Below are 19,940 nucleotides of genomic sequence, written 5' to 3' on the forward strand. Positions count from 1 at the left end.
CTGCGCGCCTCTTGCTGTAGGAAAGTACCCCCCGCGATCGGGTCACTCAGCGGTGATACTTCGGACTCAGCTCGTGCACGGCCGCGATCATCGCGCCGGCGTGCTCCGGGTTGATGGCCGGGTGAATCCCGTGGCCGAGATTGAAGACGTGCCCGTGCCCGTGCCCGTAGCTCTCCAGGACGCGGCCTACGTTTTCGCGGATCGTGGCGGGCGATGCGTAGAGCACGCTCGGATCGAGATTTCCCTGTAGTGCTTTTTGGTCGTTGACCGCGCGACGCGCGGTCGCGAGATCTGTTGTCCAGTCGACGCCCAGTGCATCGCAACCTGTCTGCGCCATCTCCGGCAACCACGCCCCACCGCCCTTCGTGAACAGGATAACCGGTACGCGCCGGCCCTCTCGCTCGCGCGTGAGCCCATCGACGATCTGTGCCATGTACTGCAGCGAGAATTCCCGATACAGCGCGGGCGTGAGCACTCCACCCCACGTATCGAAGATCATGACCGCTTGCGCGCCGGCCTCGATCTGCGCGTTCAGGTAGACGCGAGTCGAATCCGCGAGCAGCTTCAGCAATCGATGCAGTGTCTGAGGCTCCTCGAACATCATCGCTTTGATGCGGGCGAACTCGCGCGAGCTGCCGCCTTCGACGATGTAGGTACCGACCGTCCACGGACTGCCCGCGAAGCCGATCAGCGGCACGCGGCCCGCAAGCTCGCGCCGGATGAGGCTGACCGCATCGATCACGTAGCGCAGCTGTGTCGCCGGATCAGGGACGGCGAGCTTCGCAACATCCGCGGCGGAACGAACCGGTCGCTCGATGCGCGGTCCCTCTCCCGTCTCGAACTGAAGGCCAAGCCCCAGTGCGTGCGGAATCGTGAGGATATCGGAGAAGAGAATCGCCGCATCGAGCGGATAACGGGCGAGCGGCTGCAACGTGACCTCGCAGGCCAGCTCCGGTGTCATGCACAGCTTGAGGAAGCTTCCCGCCCGCTCGCGAGTAGCGCGGTACTCAGGGAGATAGCGCCCCGCCTGGCGCATCATCCAGACCGGCGTGCGGTCGACAGGCTGGCGCAACAGCGCGCGCAGGAAGACATCGTTCTTGAGATTCGTCATCGCATGTATCTCTGTCAGCTTCGCTTCGCCGGATCGAACAGGCGTTCGTACTCGACGATCGCGTAGCGGTCCGTCATGCCGGCAATGTAGTCGGCCACAGCACGGGCACGACCCGCATCTCCGGATTGCGCTTCCATGTCGCGCGCCGACTCGGCGTGCTCGGAGGGGAGCAGCTCCGGCCGCTTGAAGAAAGTATCGAACAAGCCCCGAATGACGGTGCTCGCCTTGTTCGTCATGCGCAGCACGCGATAGTGACGATAGACGTGATCGCGCAGATGCCGCTTCAGCTCGAGATGCTCGGCCCGCACGGCCTCGCTGAATCCAATGAGCGCGGTCGAATGATGGCGCACCGCGTCGACGTCGGCGGGCGCAGCTTCGCCGATCGCCGCTGACGATGTTTCGATCAGGTCCGTGACGACGTAGTTGATCATTCGCCGTACGACCTCGTGAATCAGGCGGCGATCGCTGACCTCAGGGTACGTCGCCAGGACGACATCGTGCTGGCGGCGGAAGACCGGCACTTCCCGCAGCTGTTCGATCGTGAGCAGCTGCGCGCGCAGACCATCGTCGAGATCGTGATTGTTGTAGGCGATCTCGTCCGCCAGGTTCGCTATCTGCGCTTCCAGCGACGGCTGCTCGCGACGGAGAAAGCGCTCGCCGACGTCGCCGAGCAACCGCGCATTATTGACGGAGCAGTGTTTGAGAATGCCCTCGCGCGTCTCGAACGTCAGATTCAGGCCGGGAAAAGCGGCGTAGCGCTCTTCGAGCTCATCGACGACGCGCAACGATTGGAGGTTGTGCTCGAAGCCACCGTAGTCGCGCATGCAATCGTTCAGTGCATCCTGCCCCGCGTGCCCGAACGGCGTGTGACCAAGATCGTGAGCAAGGCAGATCGCCTCGACCAGCGTCTCGTTCAACTGCAATGCGCGGGCGATCGTGCGGGCGATCTGCGCGACCTCGATCGAATGCGTCAGGCGCGTGCGGTACAGGTCGCCCTCGTGATTGACGAACACCTGCGTCTTGTAGACCAGGCGACGGAACGCGGTCGAATGAATGATGCGATCGCGGTCGCGCTGGAATTCGCCGCGAAACGACGGCGCAGGCTCCTTGAACCGGCGGCCCCGGGATTTCTCGTCGGAGGCGGCCCAGGCCGCGAGCTGCGTCGGTGTGGAATTCATGACCTGGCGATTCAGCCGAAGTGTTGCTTGAGCGTAGCTTCGAGCACTTCGTTTGGATAGTCGCTCACGATGTCGGCCTGGCCGAGCCGTCGCAGCAGCACCAGGCGCAGCTTGCGATCGAGCACTTTCTTGTCCATGCCCATGAGCTGGCGACCTTCGGCAGCGCCGATGCGAGGCGATTGCGTGGGCAACCCGAAGCGCGTGAGCAACTTGACCGTGCGGTCTCTGTCCGCGGCGGCGAGCCAGCCGAGTGCGGACGACATATCGGCCGCCATGACCATGCCGGCCGCGACTGCCTCGCCGTGCAGCCAGTTGCCGTAGCCCATGGCCGTTTCGATGGCGTGGCCGAACGTATGCCCGAGATTGAGGATTGCCCGCAATCCCTGTTCTCGCTCGTCGACACCTACTACTTCGGCTTTGATCTCGCACGACCGGCGGATCGCATGGATCAGCGCCGCATCAGCGCGCGAGAGCAGCGCTTCGACGTTGGCTTCCAGCCAGTCGAAGAACGCCGGGTCATAGATGAGCCCGTATTTGACGACTTCCGCGATGCCGGCGCGGTACTCGCGATCAGGCAACGTGGCCAGCGTCGAGGTATCGGCGATCACACAGCGCGGCTGATAGAACGCGCCGATCATGTTCTTGCCCTTCGGGTGATTGACGGCCGTCTTGCCGCCCACCGACGAATCGACCTGCGCCAGCAGCGTCGTCGGCACCTGCACGTAGTCGATACCGCGTTGATAACTGGCGGCTGCGAATCCCGCCATGTCGCCAACGACACCTCCACCGAGCGCGACGACTGCCGCATCTCGGTTCATCCGCGCGTCCATCAGCGCATCGAGAATCCGCGCATAGCTGTCGAGCGTCTTGAACTCCTCGCCATCGGGCAATGCCAGCGAAACGACCCGCTTGCCATCGAGAGCAGTCGTGAGCTTCGGGAGATAGAGCGACGCGATCGTCTCGTTCGTGACCACGAGGACATCCCGTGCGGTAACGTGCGAGCGCAGGAGCGAGGGATCGCTCAGCAGTCCCGGGCCGATCAGGATCGGATAGCTGCGGTCGCCCAGCTCGATGTCGACCTGTTCATGGCGTTGGGTCACGTCAGCACCGGGTCGCGAAGCAACTGCACGATTTCGTCGGCCACTGTGCGAACGTGGCGACCGTCGGTTTCCACTGTGATCGACGCGAGAGATTCATAGAGCGGAGCGCGTTGGGCCATGAGCTCCCGCAGACGGGTTTCCGGATCGTCGGTGTAGAGCAGCGGCCGCTGGCGGCCGTGACGCGTGCGCTCGAGCTGCTGGGCGATACCGGTCTTGAGATAGACGACGCGCCCCCGCTGCGCCAGGCAGGTGCGGTTCTGGTCGCGCAGAACAGCCCCGCCGCCCGTCGCCACGACCACGTTCTGCAGCTGGGTCAGGGAGTCGATCACCTCGCATTCGCGGTCACGGAATCCCGCCTCGCCTTCCTTTTCGAAGATGTACGGGATATCGACGCCGGTGCGGCGTTCGATCTCGACGTCACTGTCGTAAAAGCTCAAATGCAGCAGTCGCGCGAGCTGACGCCCGACGGCGGTTTTGCCGGAGCCCATCGGGCCGATGAGATAGACGTTGGAAATTTCGGACATACCAAAACAAAAGCGGCCGCATCACTGCGGCCGCTTATTGTCTGTCCAACGACTTGCGCGTGGCAAATCTTCGATCAGTACAGGTTCGTGCCCTCGCGCAGGATGCGCGGCGTCACGAAGATCAGCAGCTCGTCCTTGTTGTCGGTCTTCGAGGTCGACTTGAACAGGTAGCCCAGGCCCGGGATGTCACCCAGCCACGGCACTTTCTGTTCGACATCGCGACGTTCGGTCTCGAGGATGCCGCCGAGCACGACGGTCTGGCCGTCGTTGACCAGCACCTGGGTCGTGATCTCGCGCGTATCGATGCTGGGCACGAAGCCGCCCGTCGCGCTCGGAACCACCTGACCCACGCTGTCCTTGGCAACCACGAGGTCCAGGATCACGCGGTTGTCCGGAGTGATCTGCGGGGTCACCTTGAGGCTCAGGACGGCCTTCTTGAAAGTCGTCGTCGTGGCGCCGCTGGACGATGATTCCTGGTACGGAATTTCGACGCCCTGCTCGATGGACGCTTCACGCTGGTTGGCGGTCACGAGCGTCGGCTGCGAAACGATTTCGCCGCGGCCTTCGGCCTGCGCTGCCGACAGTTCGAGGTCGACGATGAAGTCCGAATCGAGGAAGGTCAGCGCCAGTGCGCCGGCCGGGTTTGCGACCGGCAGGTTCACCATGTAGCGCTCCGCGGCTTCGCCGATCGCGAGACCACCACGCGGATCGTTGGCGCCGGGGAACAGCACTGCCGTATCCGGAGCATCGAGGCCGCGATTGCTGATGAAGCCCTGGCCGTCGCTGCCGCCGACGTCCGTCGTCGTGGCGTTGACGCCGAACCGCACACCGAGGTCGCGGCTGAAGTCGTCGTTCACGATCACGATACGGGCTTCGATACGCACCTGGCGCACCGGGATATCCAGGGTCGCGACGAGGCGGCGGATGTCAGCCAGGCGATCAGACGTGTCCTGCAGCAGGAGCGTGTTGGTGCGCTCGTCGATCGTCACGCTGCCGCGCGGCGACAGGAGCGAGTTGTTGTTGCCGGACTTGATCAGGGCGGCGAGGTCGCCGGCCTTTGCATAGTTCACCTGCAGGAACTCGCTGCGCAGTGGTGCCAGCTCCTGGACTTCCTTGCGGGCCGCCAGGATTTCCTTCTCGCGGGCAGCGATTTCGGCGGCGGGGCCGACGAGCATCACGTTGCCTTCGCGGCGCATGTCGAGGCCCTTCGTGCGCATCACGATATCGAGGGCCTGATCCCACGGAACGTTCTGCAGGCGCAGCGTGACGTTGCCGGAGACCGTATCGGAAATGACCATGTTCTGGCCGCTGGTGTCAGCCAGCAGCTGCAGCACGGCGCGCGTCTCGATGTCCTGGAAGTTCAGCGTCAGGCGCTCACCCGTGTATTCCTTCTTCTCCTGCAGCTCGGGCGGGAGCTTCACGACCGGCTTCACTTCGATCGTGTAGACGTTGTCCGACTGGTAAGCGAGCTGCTCGTAGTCGCCCGTTGCAGCGATGACCAGGCGTGTGCCGTCACCTACCCGGAGTGCGTCCACGGAGTTGACCGGCGTCGCGAAGTCCACGACATCGAGGCGCTGCATCAGCGCTTCGGGCAACGTGGTCTTGGCGAAGTTGACGACGATGCGGCCGCCTTCCTGGCGCAGGTCGGCAGGCACCTTGGCGTCCGTCAGTTCGACGATGACGCGGCCCGAACCGTCCGAACCGCGGCGGAAATCGATGTTGTTCACGGCGCGGATGCCGCTCACGCCAGCTGCCGGACGGGTCGGAGCCACTGCCTGCGCCGTGGCGCTCGGGGAGTTGATCGAACCGCTGCGGCCCGGTGCGAGCGTGACCGTGATCGAGTTGCCTTGAACGCGCGTCTCGTAAGGAACGAGGCTGTCGACGTTAAGAACGACGCGGGTGCGGCCGTTGGCCTCCGCTACGTTTACCGTGTCGAGCGCACCCTGTTTCACGTCGATGCGACGCGACGACATGGCGACTGACGTGTCGGGCAGATCGAGCGCGATGCGCGCCGGATTGTCGACCGTGAACGTGAGCGGCTGCGGAGCGGTGTCGCTCAGACGCAGAGTCACCTCCACCTTGTTGCCGGCGAGGACGTTGGCCCGAATGTCTTCGAGACGATTCGAGCCCTGTGCCAGCGCGCTCTGGGCGGCTGCCAGGCCGAGCAGGACGCACGCGAGCCTGCGCAGGAACGCTGGGACTTCAGCCGTTGCAAGGCCGGCGCGAAGCGAAGATAGCGACAACATTCTTGATTTCTCCCTGAGACTCATTCGGTGAGCGCGAGCGCAGCCGGCCGCTCGATGTACCCGCCGACGCCGTCGGGCACGATCTCGATGACTGAAATTCGGGTGCCAGTAATGGAAATGACGCGACCGTCGTTCTGCCCCATGTAGTTTCCCGGCAGCACGCGGTGGACCAGTCCGTCCTTGCCTTGTACGAGTCCATAGTTCTTGCCGTCGAGCGCGAGCGTTCCGACCATCTTCATGCTGTCGATGGGGAACTGCTCCAGGAATTCCCGCGGACGCTTCGAATCCGGACGGATCGAGTTGGCGTCGGTCTGAGGAGCAGTCGGAACGAACGGCGAGCGCAGGCCGCCCGCGCTGTACGCGAAGGTTTCGTAAGGTTTGATCTCCGGCAGCGGCTCGATGCGCTCGCCGGGCTTGGCCTTGATCTCGGCGACTTTCTGCTGCAACTCATCCAGGTCGCCCGAGCATCCGCTCAGCCCCATGAGAATCGCGGCAGTGAGAAGTAACTTGTTGTGCGTCATGAGTGTGGCGCCTGTGATGTCCTTCGGTTACTTCTTTTTCTTCTTCGAGCTTTTCTTGCTCGCAGTTTCCGCCGGCTTCAATGCGGCCTGCTCTTCGTCGTCGAGATAGCGATACGTCTTCGCAGTCACGTCGAGCTGTAGCTGATCGGTGCCGCGTTCCCTGCCGACGGGGGCGATCGTCACGTTGTGCAGCGTCACGATGCGCGGGAGCGCCGCAATGCCGCTCACGAAAGCACCAATCGAGTGGAAGTTGCCGGTGAGGCGCATCCTGATCGGCAGCTCGGCATAGAAGTCCTTGTTCACCTGCGCGCCCGGCTGGAACAGCTTCTGGTCCAGACCCGCGCCGGCGCCCTGTTGGGAAATGTCGGTCAGCAGGTTCGGGACCTCGGTCTTGTTCGGCAGCTTTCGCAGCATGGCGCCGAAGGAGCGCTCGATTTCCTGCAACTGCGCCTTGTAGGCATCAAGGTTCGCGGCCTTGCGCGCCTTCTGCTCGAAGGTGGATGTCAGCGTGACCTCCTCGGCGCGCGCGCGATCGAGATCGGGCTTCTTCGACTTCCACACGAGGAAATAGACCATCAGGCACGCGGCAAGGATGAAGATGACGCCGATCGCGCCGAATCGGAAAGTCGCTGGCCAGCGGCCGACGTCGTTCGGATCGAGATTGCGGATGTCGTCCAGCACGTTGCTCATTTACCGGCCTCCTCGCGCGCCGGCGCGCGGTGCTGGCTCTGCGGCGTCAGCAGACGCCTTGAGATTGGGACTTTCCTGCGATGCGTTGAGCGTGAAATCCGATCCCGAGTCGCCGCTGCCCTTCGTCTCGAGGATGTCGAGCGCCGGATCGGCAAGCCAGTCCGAACCATCGAGGTTGCGCATGTAGTTCGAAACGCGCGAGCTCGACTGAGCCACGCCTTTCAACTGGATCTTGCGATTGTTCTGCGTGATCGACGTGAGATAGACGCCGTCAGGCAGCGTCTTCGCAATCTGGTCGAACAGGTGCACGACTTCGGCTCGGCTGCTTTCGAGCTGCTCGATGACCTGCATGCGCGCCACGAGGCGCTGCTTTTCCTGATCGAGGGCGAGGATTTCCGCGATCTGCTTGTCGAGCTTCGCGGTCTCGTCCTTGAGGTACTGGTTGCGCTCGTTCTGGCTGCTGATCGCGGAACTCATCTGCAAGTTCACGGCGAACGCGATCGCACCGGCGAATACGAGTGCGCCCACGGCGCCGACGCCGAATTCCTGGCGGCGCTGCTTGCGCTCGGCTTCACGCCACGGCAGTAGGTTGATTCTTGGCATATCAGTCGAAGCTCCGGAGCGCGAGGCCGCAGGCGGTCAGCAAGGCAGTGGCGTCCTTTTTCACGGATTGCGCCTTCGCCTTCTGGCTGACCTTCATCTGTCCGAGCGGATCGCCGCGCTGTGCGTCGATACCGACACGGCTCTGGATCATCTCCGCAGCGCCAGGAATGTTGGCGCAGCCGCCGCAGATCAGGATCTGTTCCGGCTGTTCGCGTCCTGCGCCCGAGGCGAGGAAGAACTGCAGCGAACGGCTGACCTGCTGACACATGTCATCGATGAACGGGCCGAGCACTTCGGTTTCATAGTTGCCGGGCAGTCCGCCTTCTTTCTTGGCGCGACCGGCTTCTTCCATGCTCAGGCCGTAGGTGCGCATCACTTCTTCGGTCAGCTGCTGACCGCCGAAAGCGAAGTCGCGGGTATAGATCACTTTGAGATCGCGCAGCACGCTGAACGTGGTGCTGCTGGCGCCGAAGTCGACGACCGCGAGCACGCGTCCCAAGCCGCCATCCGGCATCTGATGCGTGAGCAGGCGGCAGGCGTTTTCGAGCGCGAAGGCTTCGACGTCGACGATGCGGGCGGTCAGTCCGGCCGCCGCACAGGCCGCGATGCGCTGCTCGACGTTCTCCGAGCGCGTGGCGACCAGCAGGACATCGACCATTTCCGGATCTTTTTCCGACGGGCCGATCACTTCGTAATCGAAGCTCACTTCCTCCATCGGGAAGGGGATGTACTGGTCGGCCTGCATTTCGACCTGGCCCTCGAGCTCGTTTTCAGTGAGCGTCCGGGGCATCTGAATGACTTTGGTGATCGCTGCATCGCCGCTGATCGCGACGGCTGCTTCGCGGGCCCGCGCGCCTGAGCGCTTCACGGCACGCTTGATGGCATCGCCCACGGCGTTGGCATCGACGATCGCCTTCTCGTTGATCGAGTTCGGCGGAGTGGGCTCGGCGGCATAGGACTCCACTCGATACTGCCCACCGCTCATGCTGAGTTCGATCAGCTTGACCGAGGACGTGGTGATGTCCAGGCCCAGCAAGGGTCGCGATTTGGCTGTAAAGAGCACGCTAGTTCCCTTTGTCCATCAGATACTTAGGGGATGATCTGAGATTGCGCACGAAACACGGGTCGCAAATATATACAGCCGTGCGTTAAGTTGAATGTGAGGAGTCTCACGAAATACCATCGAGGCGAATGTGGAAGATTGTCGCGGTTATGTCGTTCTGACCCGGCCCGGCTGAGCTGTGTACGACAGCGGAACGAACGTAAACGCCGACGATCAAGGACTTGGAAGCGCGCTGAAGGACACCGCCAATGAATTGTCATTGTTGTACGGTGTGGAACGACCGGGCCTCCTCACTGCCTTAGCCCGTATCATCCCCCCGGCGACCCCGCTGTCCTGAGCCAGGACTCCCAAGAGCCCGAACCCGTAGACCGGAAGCTTTGCGTCCTCACCTTTCGATGAGTTTGCCCACTTGATCAGCGGCTACTATTGCATAGCCACCTTTTTGGTAGCAAGGACTTAGGTTCATTTGTTGTGATGCGACATTACCTTCCGGCCCCGCTTCGCTTCGGACTCGCCGCGCTCACCCTGGCCATCGCGGCGGCGGTGCTCGGCCTCTGCGGCGCCTATCAATATCTGCAGCCCGCACTGCCCGACGTCGCGGCGATCCGGGATATCCGGCTGCAAGTGCCGCTGCGTGTGTACAGCCGTGACGGCAAGCTGATCGCGCAGTTCGGCGAGCAGCGCCGCATCCCGCTCTCGTTCGAAGCGCTGCCGAAACAGATGGTCAACGCGGTGCTCGCGGCCGAGGACGACCGGTTCTTCCAGCACAGCGGCGTCGACTACCCCGGCCTCGCACGCGCGATCGTTCGCCACCTCATTTCCGGCGAGAAGGGCGAAGGCGGCAGCACGATCACGATGCAGCTGACGCGCGGCATCTTCCTCAGCCCGGAGAAGAGCTATCGCCGCAAGCTGCAGGAAATCTTTCTCACGCTGCGCATCGAGCAGCAGTTCAGCAAGCAGGAAATCCTGGCGCTGTACATGAACAAGATGTTCCTCGGTCAGCGCGCGTACGGTGTAGGCGCAGCATCCGAGGTGTACTTCGGCAAGACGGTCGATCAGCTCGACCTGCCGCAGATCGCGCTCATCGCGGGCACGTTCCGTCTGCCCTCGCGTGACAATCCCGTCGCGAATCCCGAACTCGCGAAGCATCGTCGCAGTTACGTGCTGCGACGCATGCGCGAGAAGAACTTCATCACCGCGGAAGAACAGCAGGCGGCGGATGCCTCGCCCGTCGAATCGAAGTTGCATGGGCCGGCGGTCGAAGTGGAAGCGCCCTACATCGCGGAGATGGTCCGCGCCGATCTCTACAACCGCCTCGGAACGGACGCATACACCGCAGGCTACGAGGTGGTGACGACGCTCGACAGCCGCCTGCAATCTTCCGCTGTTCGCTCTGTTCGTGCTGCGCTCGTCGAATACGATCAACGTCACGGCTATCGAGGTCCGTCGGGCCGCGTAACGGTGCCGGCGCAATCGAATGAAACGGAATGGTCGAAGCTGCTGGAGGATTTCCCCGAACGTGGCGGCCTGCATCCGGCGCTGATTCGCTCAGTCGAAGAACGAAGTGTGGTCGCGTGGTCGCGGGCGCACGGCCGGATCAATCTGCCGTGGACGGGACTCAGCTGGGCTCGTGCACCGCTGCCGGACGGCGGCGTTGGCCCCGCTCTGCAGCGAGCTTCCGACGTGCTTTCGGTCGGCGACATCGTCTACGTCGCGCAGGAACGCTCAGGCAGCTGGCGAATGGTTCAGGTGCCCGAAGCTCAGGGCGCCTTCGTTGCGATGGACCCGCAGGACGGCGGTATTTCCGCGCTCGTCGGCGGCTTCGACTATTTCTCGAGCAACTTCAATCGGGCCGTGCAGGCCAAGCGCCAGCCGGGATCGGCATTCAAACCGTTCCTCTACTCCGCTGCGCTCGAACATGGATTCACGCCGGCAAGCGTGATCAACGATGCGCCGCTCGTGATCGAGGATCCTTCGCTCGAAGCTGCGTGGCGACCGCAGAACAACACGCGCGAGTTCCGCGGACCGATGCGACTGCGCGAAGCGCTCGTCCGTTCGCGAAACCTCGTCTCGATTCGCGTCATGCACGCACTCGGTCCGGCCTACACGACGAAGTACATCGAGCGCTTCGGTTTTCCGGCGGAAAGCCTGCCGCGCAATCTGACGCTCGCACTTGGGACGGCGCAGGTGTCTCCGCTCGACATGGCGAGCGCTTATTCCGTCTTCGCCAACGGCGGCTATCGCGTCACGCCGTACTACATCGATCGCATCCTCGGCCCGGACGGCGGCACCGTGTACGAGTCGCAGCCGCGCATCGTCTGTCGCGAATGCGTCGAGCCGCCGCCCGATCCGAACGAGATGATCAACGTCAGCGCTGATGCGCCTGCTCCGGCGACGGTCGACGAGCGCAGCTGGGGCGGGTTGAGCTATCTGCCCGAGAAGCTCATCGCGCCACCGTCGATTTCTCCGCAGAACGATTTCCTGATGACCGACATGATGGCTGACGTTGTACGCCGGGGTACCGCCGTGCGCGCCATGCAGCTCAAGCGCAGCGATCTTGCGGGCAAGACGGGCACGACGAACGATCGTCGCGATGCCTGGTTCTGCGGCTACAACTCGCAGCTCGTCGGCGCCGCCTGGGTCGGTTTCGACCAGGAGCGTTCCCTCGGCCCGGGTGAAGAAGGCAGCCGCACGGCGCTCCCAATGTGGATCTATTTCATGAACGATGCGTTGCAAGGAGTGCCGGAGCTGCGACGCCCGCCGCCTCCGGGGCTCGTGACGATGCGCATCTCCGCCGATTCAGGCCTCGCGGCACGACCCGGCGAACCGAATGCCATCTTCGAGACCTTCATGGCTGGGCATCTGCCCGCGGAAGCGCAGGGCGAGGGCAATCCTGGCGACGGCACATCGCCAAGCGAACAAAGTAGTGACGAGCCGATCTTCTGACAGGTACTCTCGGTTCGTAAGCTCCGATCTGCTTTGCTGCGAGGATCGGAGCCCGACAGCATCGTGACGATGTGGCTGCTGCGGGAGGCGACATGAGCAAAAGAATGAATCCGCGTGCGGAGCAGCTGCGACAGGCGCTCGCGCAGGAAGCAGCCCGGATCATGTCGGAGCAAGGCATCGACGATTATCGCCTCGCGAAGCGCAAGGCAGCGGAGCGGTTGGGCGCCACGGATATCGCGGTGCTGCCCAAGAACACGGAGATCGAAGCCGCGCTCGCCGCGCATCAGCGGCTCTTCGAATCCGATCGACACTCCTCCGTCCTCGAGTCCGCGCGCAAGACGGCGCTGCAGGCGATGAAGTTGCTGAAGCAGTACGAGCCGCGGCTGGTGGGGCCGGTGCTCAGTGGCACCGCCTCCGCGCATTCAGAAGTGAACCTGCACCTCTTCGCCGATGGCGCCGAGACCGTCGCGCTCCATCTGATGGACCAGGGCATCCCGCACGAAATCCTGGAGCGACGGCTTCGATACGAGCCCGATCGCCTGGTGACGTATCCGGTGGTGCGATTCGTTGCCGGCAATCGCGAGATCGATGCGGTCGTGTTTCCCGTGAACGGCATTCGCCAATCGCCGGCGAGCCCGGTCGATGGCAAACCGATGCGTCGCGCTGATCGCGCCGAAGTGGAATCGCTGCTGAATGCCGATCCGCAGCCCGCGGGAGCAGGCTGGCTGTCCTGAGAAAAGACTGGAGTCCCGCGGTCTCTTACCGCTTGCTCATCTCGATGTAGTCACGACGTGCCGGACCCGTGTAGAGCTGACGGGGACGGCTGATCTTCATCGCCGGATCCGCAATCATCTCCTGCCAGTGCGCGACCCAGCCCACGGTGCGGGCGATCGCGAACATCACGGTGAACATCGACTGCGGAATGCCGATCGCGCTGTAGATGATGCCCGAGTAGAAATCCACGTTCGGATACAGCTTGCGCTCGACGAAGTACTCGTCCTTGAGTGCGATCTCTTCGAGCTTCAGCGCGAGCTCGAACAGCGGGTTGTCAGACTTGCCGAGCTTCGCGAGCACCTTGTGGCACATCGCGCGGATGATCGTCGCGCGCGGATCGAAGTTCTTGTAGACGCGATGACCGAAGCCCATGAGGCGGAAGTTGTCGTTCTTGTCCTTCGCCTTCGCGAGGAACTTCGGCACGTTCTCGACGGTGCCGATCTGCTCGAGCATCGCGAGCACCGCTTCGTTGGCACCGCCGTGAGCGGGACCCCACAGCGCGGAGATGCCCGAGGAAATCGCGGCGTACGGATTCGCGCCCGTGCTGCCCGCGAGACGAACGGTCGACGTGCTGGCGTTCTGCTCGTGATCCGCGTGCAGGATGAACAACAGATCGAGCGCCTGAGCCTGAACCGGATCGACGTTGTACTGTTCGCACGGCACGGCGAAGAACATGTGCAGCAGGTTCGAACAGTAGTCGAGATCATTGCGCGGATAGATGAACGGCTGGCCCAGTGAATGCTTGTAGGCCGCGGCTGCAATCGTTGGAATCTTCGCGATGATCCGGTGCGCGAAGATCTCCCGATGGCGCGGGTTATGGATGTCCATCGAGTCGTGATAGAACGCGGCCATCGAAGCGACGACGCCCGACAGCATCGCCATCGGATGCGCGTTGTACTGGAAGCCGTTGAAGAATCGCAGCAGCGATTCGTTGATCATCGTGTGATATTGGATCGCGTGCGTGAATTCGCCGATCTGATCGTTCGTCGGCAGCTCACCGTTGATCAGCAGATAGGCGACTTCGAGGAAGTTGCTCTTCTCCGCGAGCTGCTCGATCGGAATGCCCCGGTGCAGCAGGACGCCTTCGTCGCCGTCGATGAACGTGATCTTGCTCTCGCAGGCCGCGGTCGCCATGAACCCCGGGTCGAAGGTGAAGAGGCCGTGATCCTTGTGGAGATTCGCGACGCTGAGAACGTCAGGACCGAGCGTGCCGCTTCGCACTGCAGCGATCGATTTCTTGCCGGTGGAGAGGTCGGTCAGCTCGAACTTTTTCTCAGACATTTGCTTCGATTCCAGAACGCGAATGGGCGGCGCCAGGGCTTACGATTTTTGCAAGTGCAAACGGGAGGCGGAGACTTACACGAGCCCGCCGGCGAATCAAGCAGGGCGGCCCCGCCGGGGCCGCGCCATCCGCTGCTGGAATTTACTGAACGATCTTCAGCAACTGCCCGGTCTTCGGTTCCTTGTCCGGGTAGAGGTCGTTCAGCAGCCGCAGCTGCTGCGCTGGATACTTCTTGACGGGCGAATTCTTGGCCAACTCCTCGATCGATATGTTCGAGTTCACCCGGACCGTACGTATTTTGTATGGCTCCGCGAGGGCGAATTCATTGTCCTTCAAACGTCGGAAGGTCTTCGCGGTCGACATGAAGAGTGCGTCAGCAGTCGGCACATTCCCGGTCCCACGGCTCGCTCCCGCGAATATGTAAGCCAGGTTGTTGTAGTAGATGACCACGTAGCGGGCGGGCACGACCCCGAAGTCTGTTTTCGCGGAGCGGACCACGGCCGTGTAGCCCTGCAGTCCATTCACCTCGATCGCTTCACCCTGTCCCGCGTTCGAGCCGGACAGCAGGCGCGACAGAAATTCCTTCGGTCCCATGTTCGGCGGCGGCGCCTGGGTCTGCATCTGCAGAACGCTGTCCTTCTTTGGTGCAACCGCCATCACGCGGCGCGCCTGGTTCTCGACGGTCCAACCGGAGGGGAAGGCCACGGTGAAGCCGAAATTGGCGTGGTAGAACCGGTTGCCTTTCAGCACACCCTGCGCGCGGCTCGTGCCGACGGGCAGGCCTTCGATCATCTTCAGATAGCGCTCGCGACCCGGATCGACCTTGTCGCCTTCGCCCTTCAGCTTCTCCGCGGACTGCACCACTTCCCGCAGACGCTGGTCGTTGTCGGGATGCGTGGAGAACACGCCGTGATAGATGCGCGGCTCACGGTTCTCCTCGCGGGCACGCGCCATTTCGAACATCTCCTGGTTCTTGAGCAACCGGACCACGTCGATCATGTGCTCGGGTGCCAGTCCGGTTTTCTGCAGGTATTCCGCGCCGAGACGATCCGCTTCGAGTTCGTTGTCGCGGCCGTAACCACGAATGAGAGCGGCACCGGCGTAGCTGGCGAGGCCGGCGATGTCACCGCTGCCCGTGAAAATACCGACAGCCGCAGCACCGATGTTCGAGAGCGTCGACTGCGTCTGCTGCTTCACGGGATGCCGGGCCGTGATGTGGCCGACTTCATGACCGAGCACCGCGGCAAGCTCTGCCTCGGAGTTGAGGTAGTTCATGATGCCGCGAGTGATGTAGACGTAGCCGCCGCCGGTCGTGAACGCGTTGATCTCCTCGCTGTCCAGCACGGTGAACGTGTATTTCAACTCCGGCCGCTCGCCGGCTTTGGCGACTCGCTGGCCGACGTCGTTCACGTACTGCTGCAGGCGGATGTCGTCATAGGGCCCGCCGAACTGCTGCAGCATGAGCGGATGCACCTGCGCCGCCTTCTTCACCTCGGATTCCTCCGACGAAAAGACGAGATCGGGCCGGCCGCTGACGGGGTTCGTCGCGCACGACCCGAGCGTCATGACCGACGCAACGGCGAACAGTGCAGCGCGTGCAAGACGACTTGGTGACATGACGGCGACCCGCGGGTTGGAAGGCACCGGCGTTTTATAAACCGGTGTTCGAGGCCGTCACAAGCAGGGCGAGGGCTTTGCGATTCGCGCAGCGTGCGCGGTTGAAATGGCGGGAAAGTTCAGCGCAGGTTCAGCCGCCTTGCGGCCAAACGAAAAGGGCGCCGAAGCGCCCTTTCGTGTTCGATTGCTCGTCGGATCGCGCGACGCTCGGGCGTCGCGGCGGGATCAGCGGGCGTACTTCTTGCGGAACTTGTCGACGCGGCCGCCGGTGTCCACGATCTTCTGCTTGCCCGTGTAGAAGGGGTGGCAGTTCGAGCAGACTTCGATCTGCAGATCATGGCCGAGCGTCGAGCGCGTGACGAACGCGTTCCCGCAGCTGCAGGTCACGTTGGTGTCTTTGTACTCAGGATGAATTGCGGCTTTCATGATCCCATCGGGCGGTGCTCCGCCCCCTCGAAAAAAGGCGCGCAGTGTAGCGGCGCGCATTACAGGTCGCAAGGTAAATAGCGGCTCGATTGGCGAATTCAAGGACCCGGTCCGGGCGGCCTCCAGGTTATCCACAAAAGTTGTGGATAAGTCTGTGGATGGACCGATGCCGCAGGTGCAGCGTAAGCCACGGAAACGCCGCATCGTCACATTGGTTAAAATTTAGCCACCCATTTTCTAGTTGTTATATCAATGAGTTGCGTCTGTCATTTTACTTAGTGCTTGTAATGTCGTCATCAACGTGGCGCTGGCTCTGAGAAGGTTCCCGCGTGTGCATAACCCGCTTGTCACGTCCCCGGAAAAGCGGGTTACGTAAAAGGAAATTTGTGCGCCAGTTCACGAACTTGCGTGCTGGTTCAGACGACAGCAGGAGCCGATCCGGCCTCCGGCCCCGGGTTAGTCGGGCAGGAACAGACCGTGCAGCTCGTTGAGAAAGCGGGCGCCGAAATCCGTCGGCTTCCAGAAACCGGGGCTGACTTCCTCGAGCAGGCGCTTCTCGCCAGCGAGCTTGAGCGGCTGCGCAATCGCTGAGCGCGGCAAGCCCGTGCGCAACTCGAAGTGCGCGAGATCGAATCCGTCACGCAGTCTCAGCGCGTTGAGCATGTACTCGAAGGGCAATTCCGCAGCGGCAACGATCCGTCGCTCCACCAGGCGATCGGCAACAGCTCGCGACAGATACTCGCGCGGCTGACGATGCCGGGTGGTGCGTTCGACCGCACCCGCGTTAGTGAGCTTGCCGTGCGCGCCCGCACCCACGCCGATGTAGTCGCCGAATGTCCAGTAGTTCAGGTTGTGGGTGCAGCGTGAGCCAGCCTGCGCATAGGCCGAGACCTCGTACTGCTGGTAACCATGCGCGGCGAGGAGCGCCTGGCAATCCACCTGCATGTCCCAGGTCGCATCGTGATCCGGCAACGGCGGCGGCCGGTGATAGAACACGGTGCCCGGCTCGAGCGTGAGCTGATAGTGCGACAGATGACGCGGCCGCAGTTCGATCGCGGAACGCAGATCGGCCAGCGCTTCCTCGCGCGTCTGCTCCGGCAGGCCATACATGAGGTCGAGATTGAAATTTTCGAGCCCGGCCTGGGACAGCTCGTCGACGGCGCGAGCGATGTCATCGGTGCCGTGAATGCGTCCGAGAACCTTGAGGTGGCGGTCGTTGAAGCTCTGCGCACCCAGCGAGACTCGCGTGACGCCAGCGTCGCGATAGCCGCGAAATCGCCCGTGTTCGATCGTGCCGGGGTTCGCTTCGAGCGTGACCTCCAATCGACCGGTATCGCCGAATCGCGCCGCCACGCCTTCGAGGAAGCGACCGATTTCTTCCGGACTGAACAGGCTGGGCGTGCCCCCGCCGAAGAAGATCGACTCGAGCCGACGCCCGGCGACGACACTCAGATCGTGATCGAGATCTTCGAGAATCGCCTTCACGTAGTCGCGCTGCGGAATCTGATCGGGCGCGGTGTGCGAGTTGAAATCGCAGTACGGACACTTCCGCACGCACCACGGCAGATGCACATAGAGTGCGAGAGGAGGCGGCTGCAACACGGCGACCATCGTCAGATACCGTCGGAATCCGCGCCGGGATCCCGCTGCAGCTCCGCGACCAGCATTCGCAGCGCCTTGCCGCGATGACTGAGCAGATTCTTCTCGATGGCTGACAGCTCGGCGGCCGTCACGCCGGGTTTCACTTCGAAAATCGAGTCGTAGCCGAAACCACCCTCACCGCGCGGCGAATCGATGATCACACCTTCCCAGCTCGCCTGGCATATCACCGGTGATGCGTCGGTGTCCCATCGCATGAAGGCGAGCGCGCATCGATAACGCGCCGTGCGCTTTTCCGGTGGAACATCGCGCAGCTCATGCAGCAGTTTTTCGAGATTCTGCGTGTCGTTCGCGCCTTCGACCGCGTAGCGAGCGGAGTAGATGCCCGGCGCACCGCGCAATGCGTCGACCTCGATTCCTGAATCGTCGGCTATCGCAGGCAGACCCGACACGCGCGCCGCGTGACGTGCCTTGAGGATCGCGTTCTCGACGAACGACAGGCCGGTCTCATCGGCTGCCACACTCGTGAAGTGCGACTGCGGCAGCACTTCGACGCCGAGCGGTGCGAGCAACGCCTGAAGCTCACGGATTTTGCCGGCGTTGCCGGTTGCGAGGACGATGCGATTGGAGGCCATGAGCAGTGAGCCGCGAGCGTTGAGCCGGAGCGCTCAATCCTCGTTGAGTGCTTCCATCTGTTTTGCGAGCAACTGGCCGATGCCGTTTGCCGCGAGATTGAGCAATGCATCGAGCTCTTCGCGGCGAAACGCGTGGCCCTCCGCCGTGCCCTGGACTTCGATGAATCCGCCGCCGTTGTTCATGACGACATTCATGTCAGTCTCGGCGTCGGAGTCCTCGACGTAGTCGAGATCGAGCACCGGTACGCCTGCCCAGATACCGACGGAAACAGCAGCGACCTGGCCGTGAATCGGGCTTTCGCGCAGGACCCGCTTCTGGATGAGCGTGTTCACCGCATCGACCAGCGCCACGTAGCCGCCGGTAATCGAGGCCGTGCGCGTGCCGCCGTCCGCTTGCAGCACATCGCAATCGATCGTGATCGTGCGTTCGCCCAGCGCCTTCAGATCGACGACGGCTCGCAGCGCGCGGCCGATGAGACGCTGAATCTCCAGCGTGCGCCCGCCTTGTTTGCCTGTCGCCGCCTCTCGTCTTGCACGAGTGTGCGTCGCACGCGGCAGCATTCCGTATTCAGCCGTCACCCAGCCGCTGCCGCTGTTACGCAGGAATCCAGGAACGGTCTCTTCGACGCTCGCCGTGCACAACACGCGGGTATCGCCGAATTCCACCAGCACCGAACCTTCGGCGTGCCGGGTAAATTTTCGAGTGATGCGAACGGGCCGGAGCTGATCGCCCGTGCGGCCGCTGGGACGTGGTTTCATGTGGGGTCTCGAGGATTACGAATCGCGGGGGGTCGATGCGCCGCCGAATGGACGCATTGTCCATCCGCCATCCGCTATCCGCCATCCGCTTCTTTAGTTGCCGTTCCAGCGCAGAACGGCGGCTGTGGAGTTGTCGCTGAACGGGGCGGAAGCCTGAACAGCCCGGCGCCCGAGGGCTTCGAGCCATGCCCGCAGGTTCTCGGGGTCACTCTTGAAGAAAGCGGCGATGTCGCTGTCCTTCAGATTCGCCCAGATGCCGTCCGAGCACAGCAGGAGCACATCGCCCGACTGCAAAGCCTGGCGCCCGCTGATCGTCATTTCCGGAACCGCGGGATCTCCGCCCAGGCAGCATTCCACGAAATTGCGCATCGGATGCGTGGGAATCTCTTCTTCCGTGATCTTGCCTTCGCGCAGCAACAGCTCGACGTGGCTGTGGTCGCGGGTGCGTGTGTGAACGGCGCCGTTGCGGATCCAGTAGACCCGGCTGTCGCCGACATGAGCCCAGTAGGCAGCACCTTCCTGGACCAGGCAGATCGCGATCGTCGCTCGCGGGCGTGCATCGATGCTCTGGCCGCTGCCGAGCCGGGCCACATCGTCATGCGCCTTGCTCAGGGAGAGATGAAGGAAGCCGAGCGGGTCGAACAGCGGATGCTGCGACTGATGGAAGGAATCCAGCAGGCTCTTGAGCGCCGTGTCCGCCGCGCGACTGCCATCGGAATGGCCGCCCATTCCGTCGATCACGATCAGCAGCGCCGCCTTGTCGGTTGCCGCCACGGTGACGCGATCCTGGTTGTCCTCACGATCGCCGATCAGGCTTACTTCTGCGTGCTCAATCCGCAAGCGCGGGCTCCGGCCAAGAAGGCGGT

Annotated in this window: 18 protein-coding genes and 1 riboswitch; of the genes, 2 read left to right on the top strand and 16 right to left on the bottom strand. The window is 62.9% G+C overall.

The window, feature by feature from the left end:
* Positions 1-46: 46 nt before the first annotated feature.
* The 9 genes from hemE to HNQ60_RS09230 all read right to left on the bottom strand — a co-directional run bounded on the left by hemE (position 47) and on the right by HNQ60_RS09230 (position 9,036).
* On the bottom strand, positions 47-1,111 hold the full coding sequence (gene hemE, locus HNQ60_RS09190) for a uroporphyrinogen decarboxylase (protein WP_184330910.1): 1,065 nt from the start codon (positions 1,109-1,111) through the stop codon (positions 47-49).
* Between the two features lie 14 nt (positions 1,112-1,125).
* On the bottom strand, positions 1,126-2,289 hold the full coding sequence (locus HNQ60_RS09195) for a deoxyguanosinetriphosphate triphosphohydrolase (RefSeq protein WP_184330912.1): 1,164 nt from the start codon (positions 2,287-2,289) through the stop codon (positions 1,126-1,128).
* Positions 2,290-2,300: 11 nt separating this feature from the next.
* A complete protein-coding gene (gene aroB / locus HNQ60_RS09200; protein ID WP_184330914.1) occupies positions 2,301-3,389 on the bottom strand; it encodes a 3-dehydroquinate synthase in 1,089 nt (362 codons plus the stop codon).
* The gene (aroK, locus tag HNQ60_RS09205) at positions 3,386-3,913 is read right to left on the bottom strand and encodes a shikimate kinase AroK (protein WP_184330916.1); all 528 of its coding nucleotides are present in this window, start codon (positions 3,911-3,913) and stop codon (positions 3,386-3,388) included. The genes aroB and aroK overlap by 4 nt, the downstream gene beginning before the upstream one ends.
* Before the next feature lie 74 nt (positions 3,914-3,987).
* Complete coding sequence (gene pilQ, locus HNQ60_RS09210; RefSeq protein WP_184330921.1) at positions 3,988-6,159, bottom strand: type IV pilus secretin PilQ; 2,172 nt, start codon at positions 6,157-6,159, stop codon at positions 3,988-3,990.
* 20 nt (positions 6,160-6,179) lie between these two features.
* Positions 6,180-6,680 (bottom strand): pilus assembly protein PilP, encoded by a 501-nt coding sequence (locus HNQ60_RS09215; protein WP_184330923.1) that lies wholly within the window; start codon positions 6,678-6,680, stop codon positions 6,180-6,182.
* A 27-nt stretch (positions 6,681-6,707) separates the two neighbouring features.
* Positions 6,708-7,370 carry a type IV pilus inner membrane component PilO gene (locus HNQ60_RS09220; protein ID WP_184330925.1) on the bottom strand — a complete coding sequence of 221 codons (663 nt, stop codon included), beginning with the start codon at positions 7,368-7,370 and terminating at the stop codon, positions 6,708-6,710.
* Positions 7,371-7,973, bottom strand: a complete 603-nt coding sequence (locus tag HNQ60_RS09225) for a PilN domain-containing protein (RefSeq protein ID WP_184330927.1) — start codon at positions 7,971-7,973, stop codon at positions 7,371-7,373. It lies immediately after the preceding gene.
* A 1-nt stretch (position 7,974) separates the two neighbouring features.
* Complete coding sequence (locus HNQ60_RS09230; RefSeq protein WP_322096856.1) at positions 7,975-9,036, bottom strand: pilus assembly protein PilM; 1,062 nt, start codon at positions 9,034-9,036, stop codon at positions 7,975-7,977.
* 315 nt (positions 9,037-9,351) lie between these two features.
* Positions 9,352-9,452, bottom strand: a riboswitch (cyclic di-GMP riboswitch).
* A gap of 58 nt (positions 9,453-9,510) precedes the next feature.
* Between HNQ60_RS09230 and HNQ60_RS09235 the strand changes: the two genes are divergently transcribed.
* Positions 9,511-11,982 (top strand): penicillin-binding protein 1A, encoded by a 2,472-nt coding sequence (locus tag HNQ60_RS09235; protein WP_184330929.1) that lies wholly within the window; start codon positions 9,511-9,513, stop codon positions 11,980-11,982.
* A 92-nt stretch (positions 11,983-12,074) separates the two neighbouring features.
* Positions 12,075-12,716 (top strand): hypothetical protein, encoded by a 642-nt coding sequence (locus HNQ60_RS09240; RefSeq protein ID WP_184330931.1) that lies wholly within the window; start codon positions 12,075-12,077, stop codon positions 12,714-12,716.
* Positions 12,717-12,741: 25 nt separating this feature from the next.
* On the opposite strand, the gene HNQ60_RS09245 is transcribed toward HNQ60_RS09240, so the two are convergent.
* From HNQ60_RS09245 to HNQ60_RS09275, 7 genes are all read right to left on the bottom strand, one after another.
* The gene (locus tag HNQ60_RS09245) at positions 12,742-14,037 is read right to left on the bottom strand and encodes a citrate synthase (RefSeq protein ID WP_184330933.1); all 1,296 of its coding nucleotides are present in this window, start codon (positions 14,035-14,037) and stop codon (positions 12,742-12,744) included.
* Positions 14,038-14,179: 142 nt separating this feature from the next.
* Positions 14,180-15,655, bottom strand: a complete 1,476-nt coding sequence (locus tag HNQ60_RS09250; RefSeq protein WP_184330935.1) for a M48 family metalloprotease — start codon at positions 15,653-15,655, stop codon at positions 14,180-14,182.
* A 225-nt stretch (positions 15,656-15,880) separates the two neighbouring features.
* Complete coding sequence (rpmE, locus tag HNQ60_RS09255) at positions 15,881-16,081, bottom strand: 50S ribosomal protein L31 (RefSeq protein ID WP_184330937.1); 201 nt, start codon at positions 16,079-16,081, stop codon at positions 15,881-15,883.
* A 456-nt stretch (positions 16,082-16,537) separates the two neighbouring features.
* Positions 16,538-17,692, bottom strand: coding sequence for a radical SAM family heme chaperone HemW (gene hemW / locus HNQ60_RS09260; RefSeq protein WP_184330939.1), 1,155 nt, complete (start codon positions 17,690-17,692; stop codon positions 16,538-16,540).
* A gap of 2 nt (positions 17,693-17,694) precedes the next feature.
* Positions 17,695-18,315 (bottom strand): RdgB/HAM1 family non-canonical purine NTP pyrophosphatase, encoded by a 621-nt coding sequence (rdgB, locus tag HNQ60_RS09265; RefSeq protein WP_184330941.1) that lies wholly within the window; start codon positions 18,313-18,315, stop codon positions 17,695-17,697.
* A 33-nt stretch (positions 18,316-18,348) separates the two neighbouring features.
* A complete protein-coding gene (gene rph / locus HNQ60_RS09270; RefSeq protein ID WP_184330943.1) occupies positions 18,349-19,074 on the bottom strand; it encodes a ribonuclease PH in 726 nt (241 codons plus the stop codon).
* A gap of 93 nt (positions 19,075-19,167) precedes the next feature.
* Positions 19,168-19,914: a PP2C family protein-serine/threonine phosphatase gene (locus tag HNQ60_RS09275; RefSeq protein ID WP_184330944.1), complete on the bottom strand. Its 747-nt coding sequence runs from the start codon at positions 19,912-19,914 to the stop codon at positions 19,168-19,170.
* Positions 19,915-19,940: the final 26 nt, after the last annotated feature.

It is taken from the genome of Povalibacter uvarum, assembly GCF_014202975.1.
Classification (GTDB): domain Bacteria; phylum Pseudomonadota; class Gammaproteobacteria; order Steroidobacterales; family Steroidobacteraceae; genus Steroidobacter; species Steroidobacter uvarum.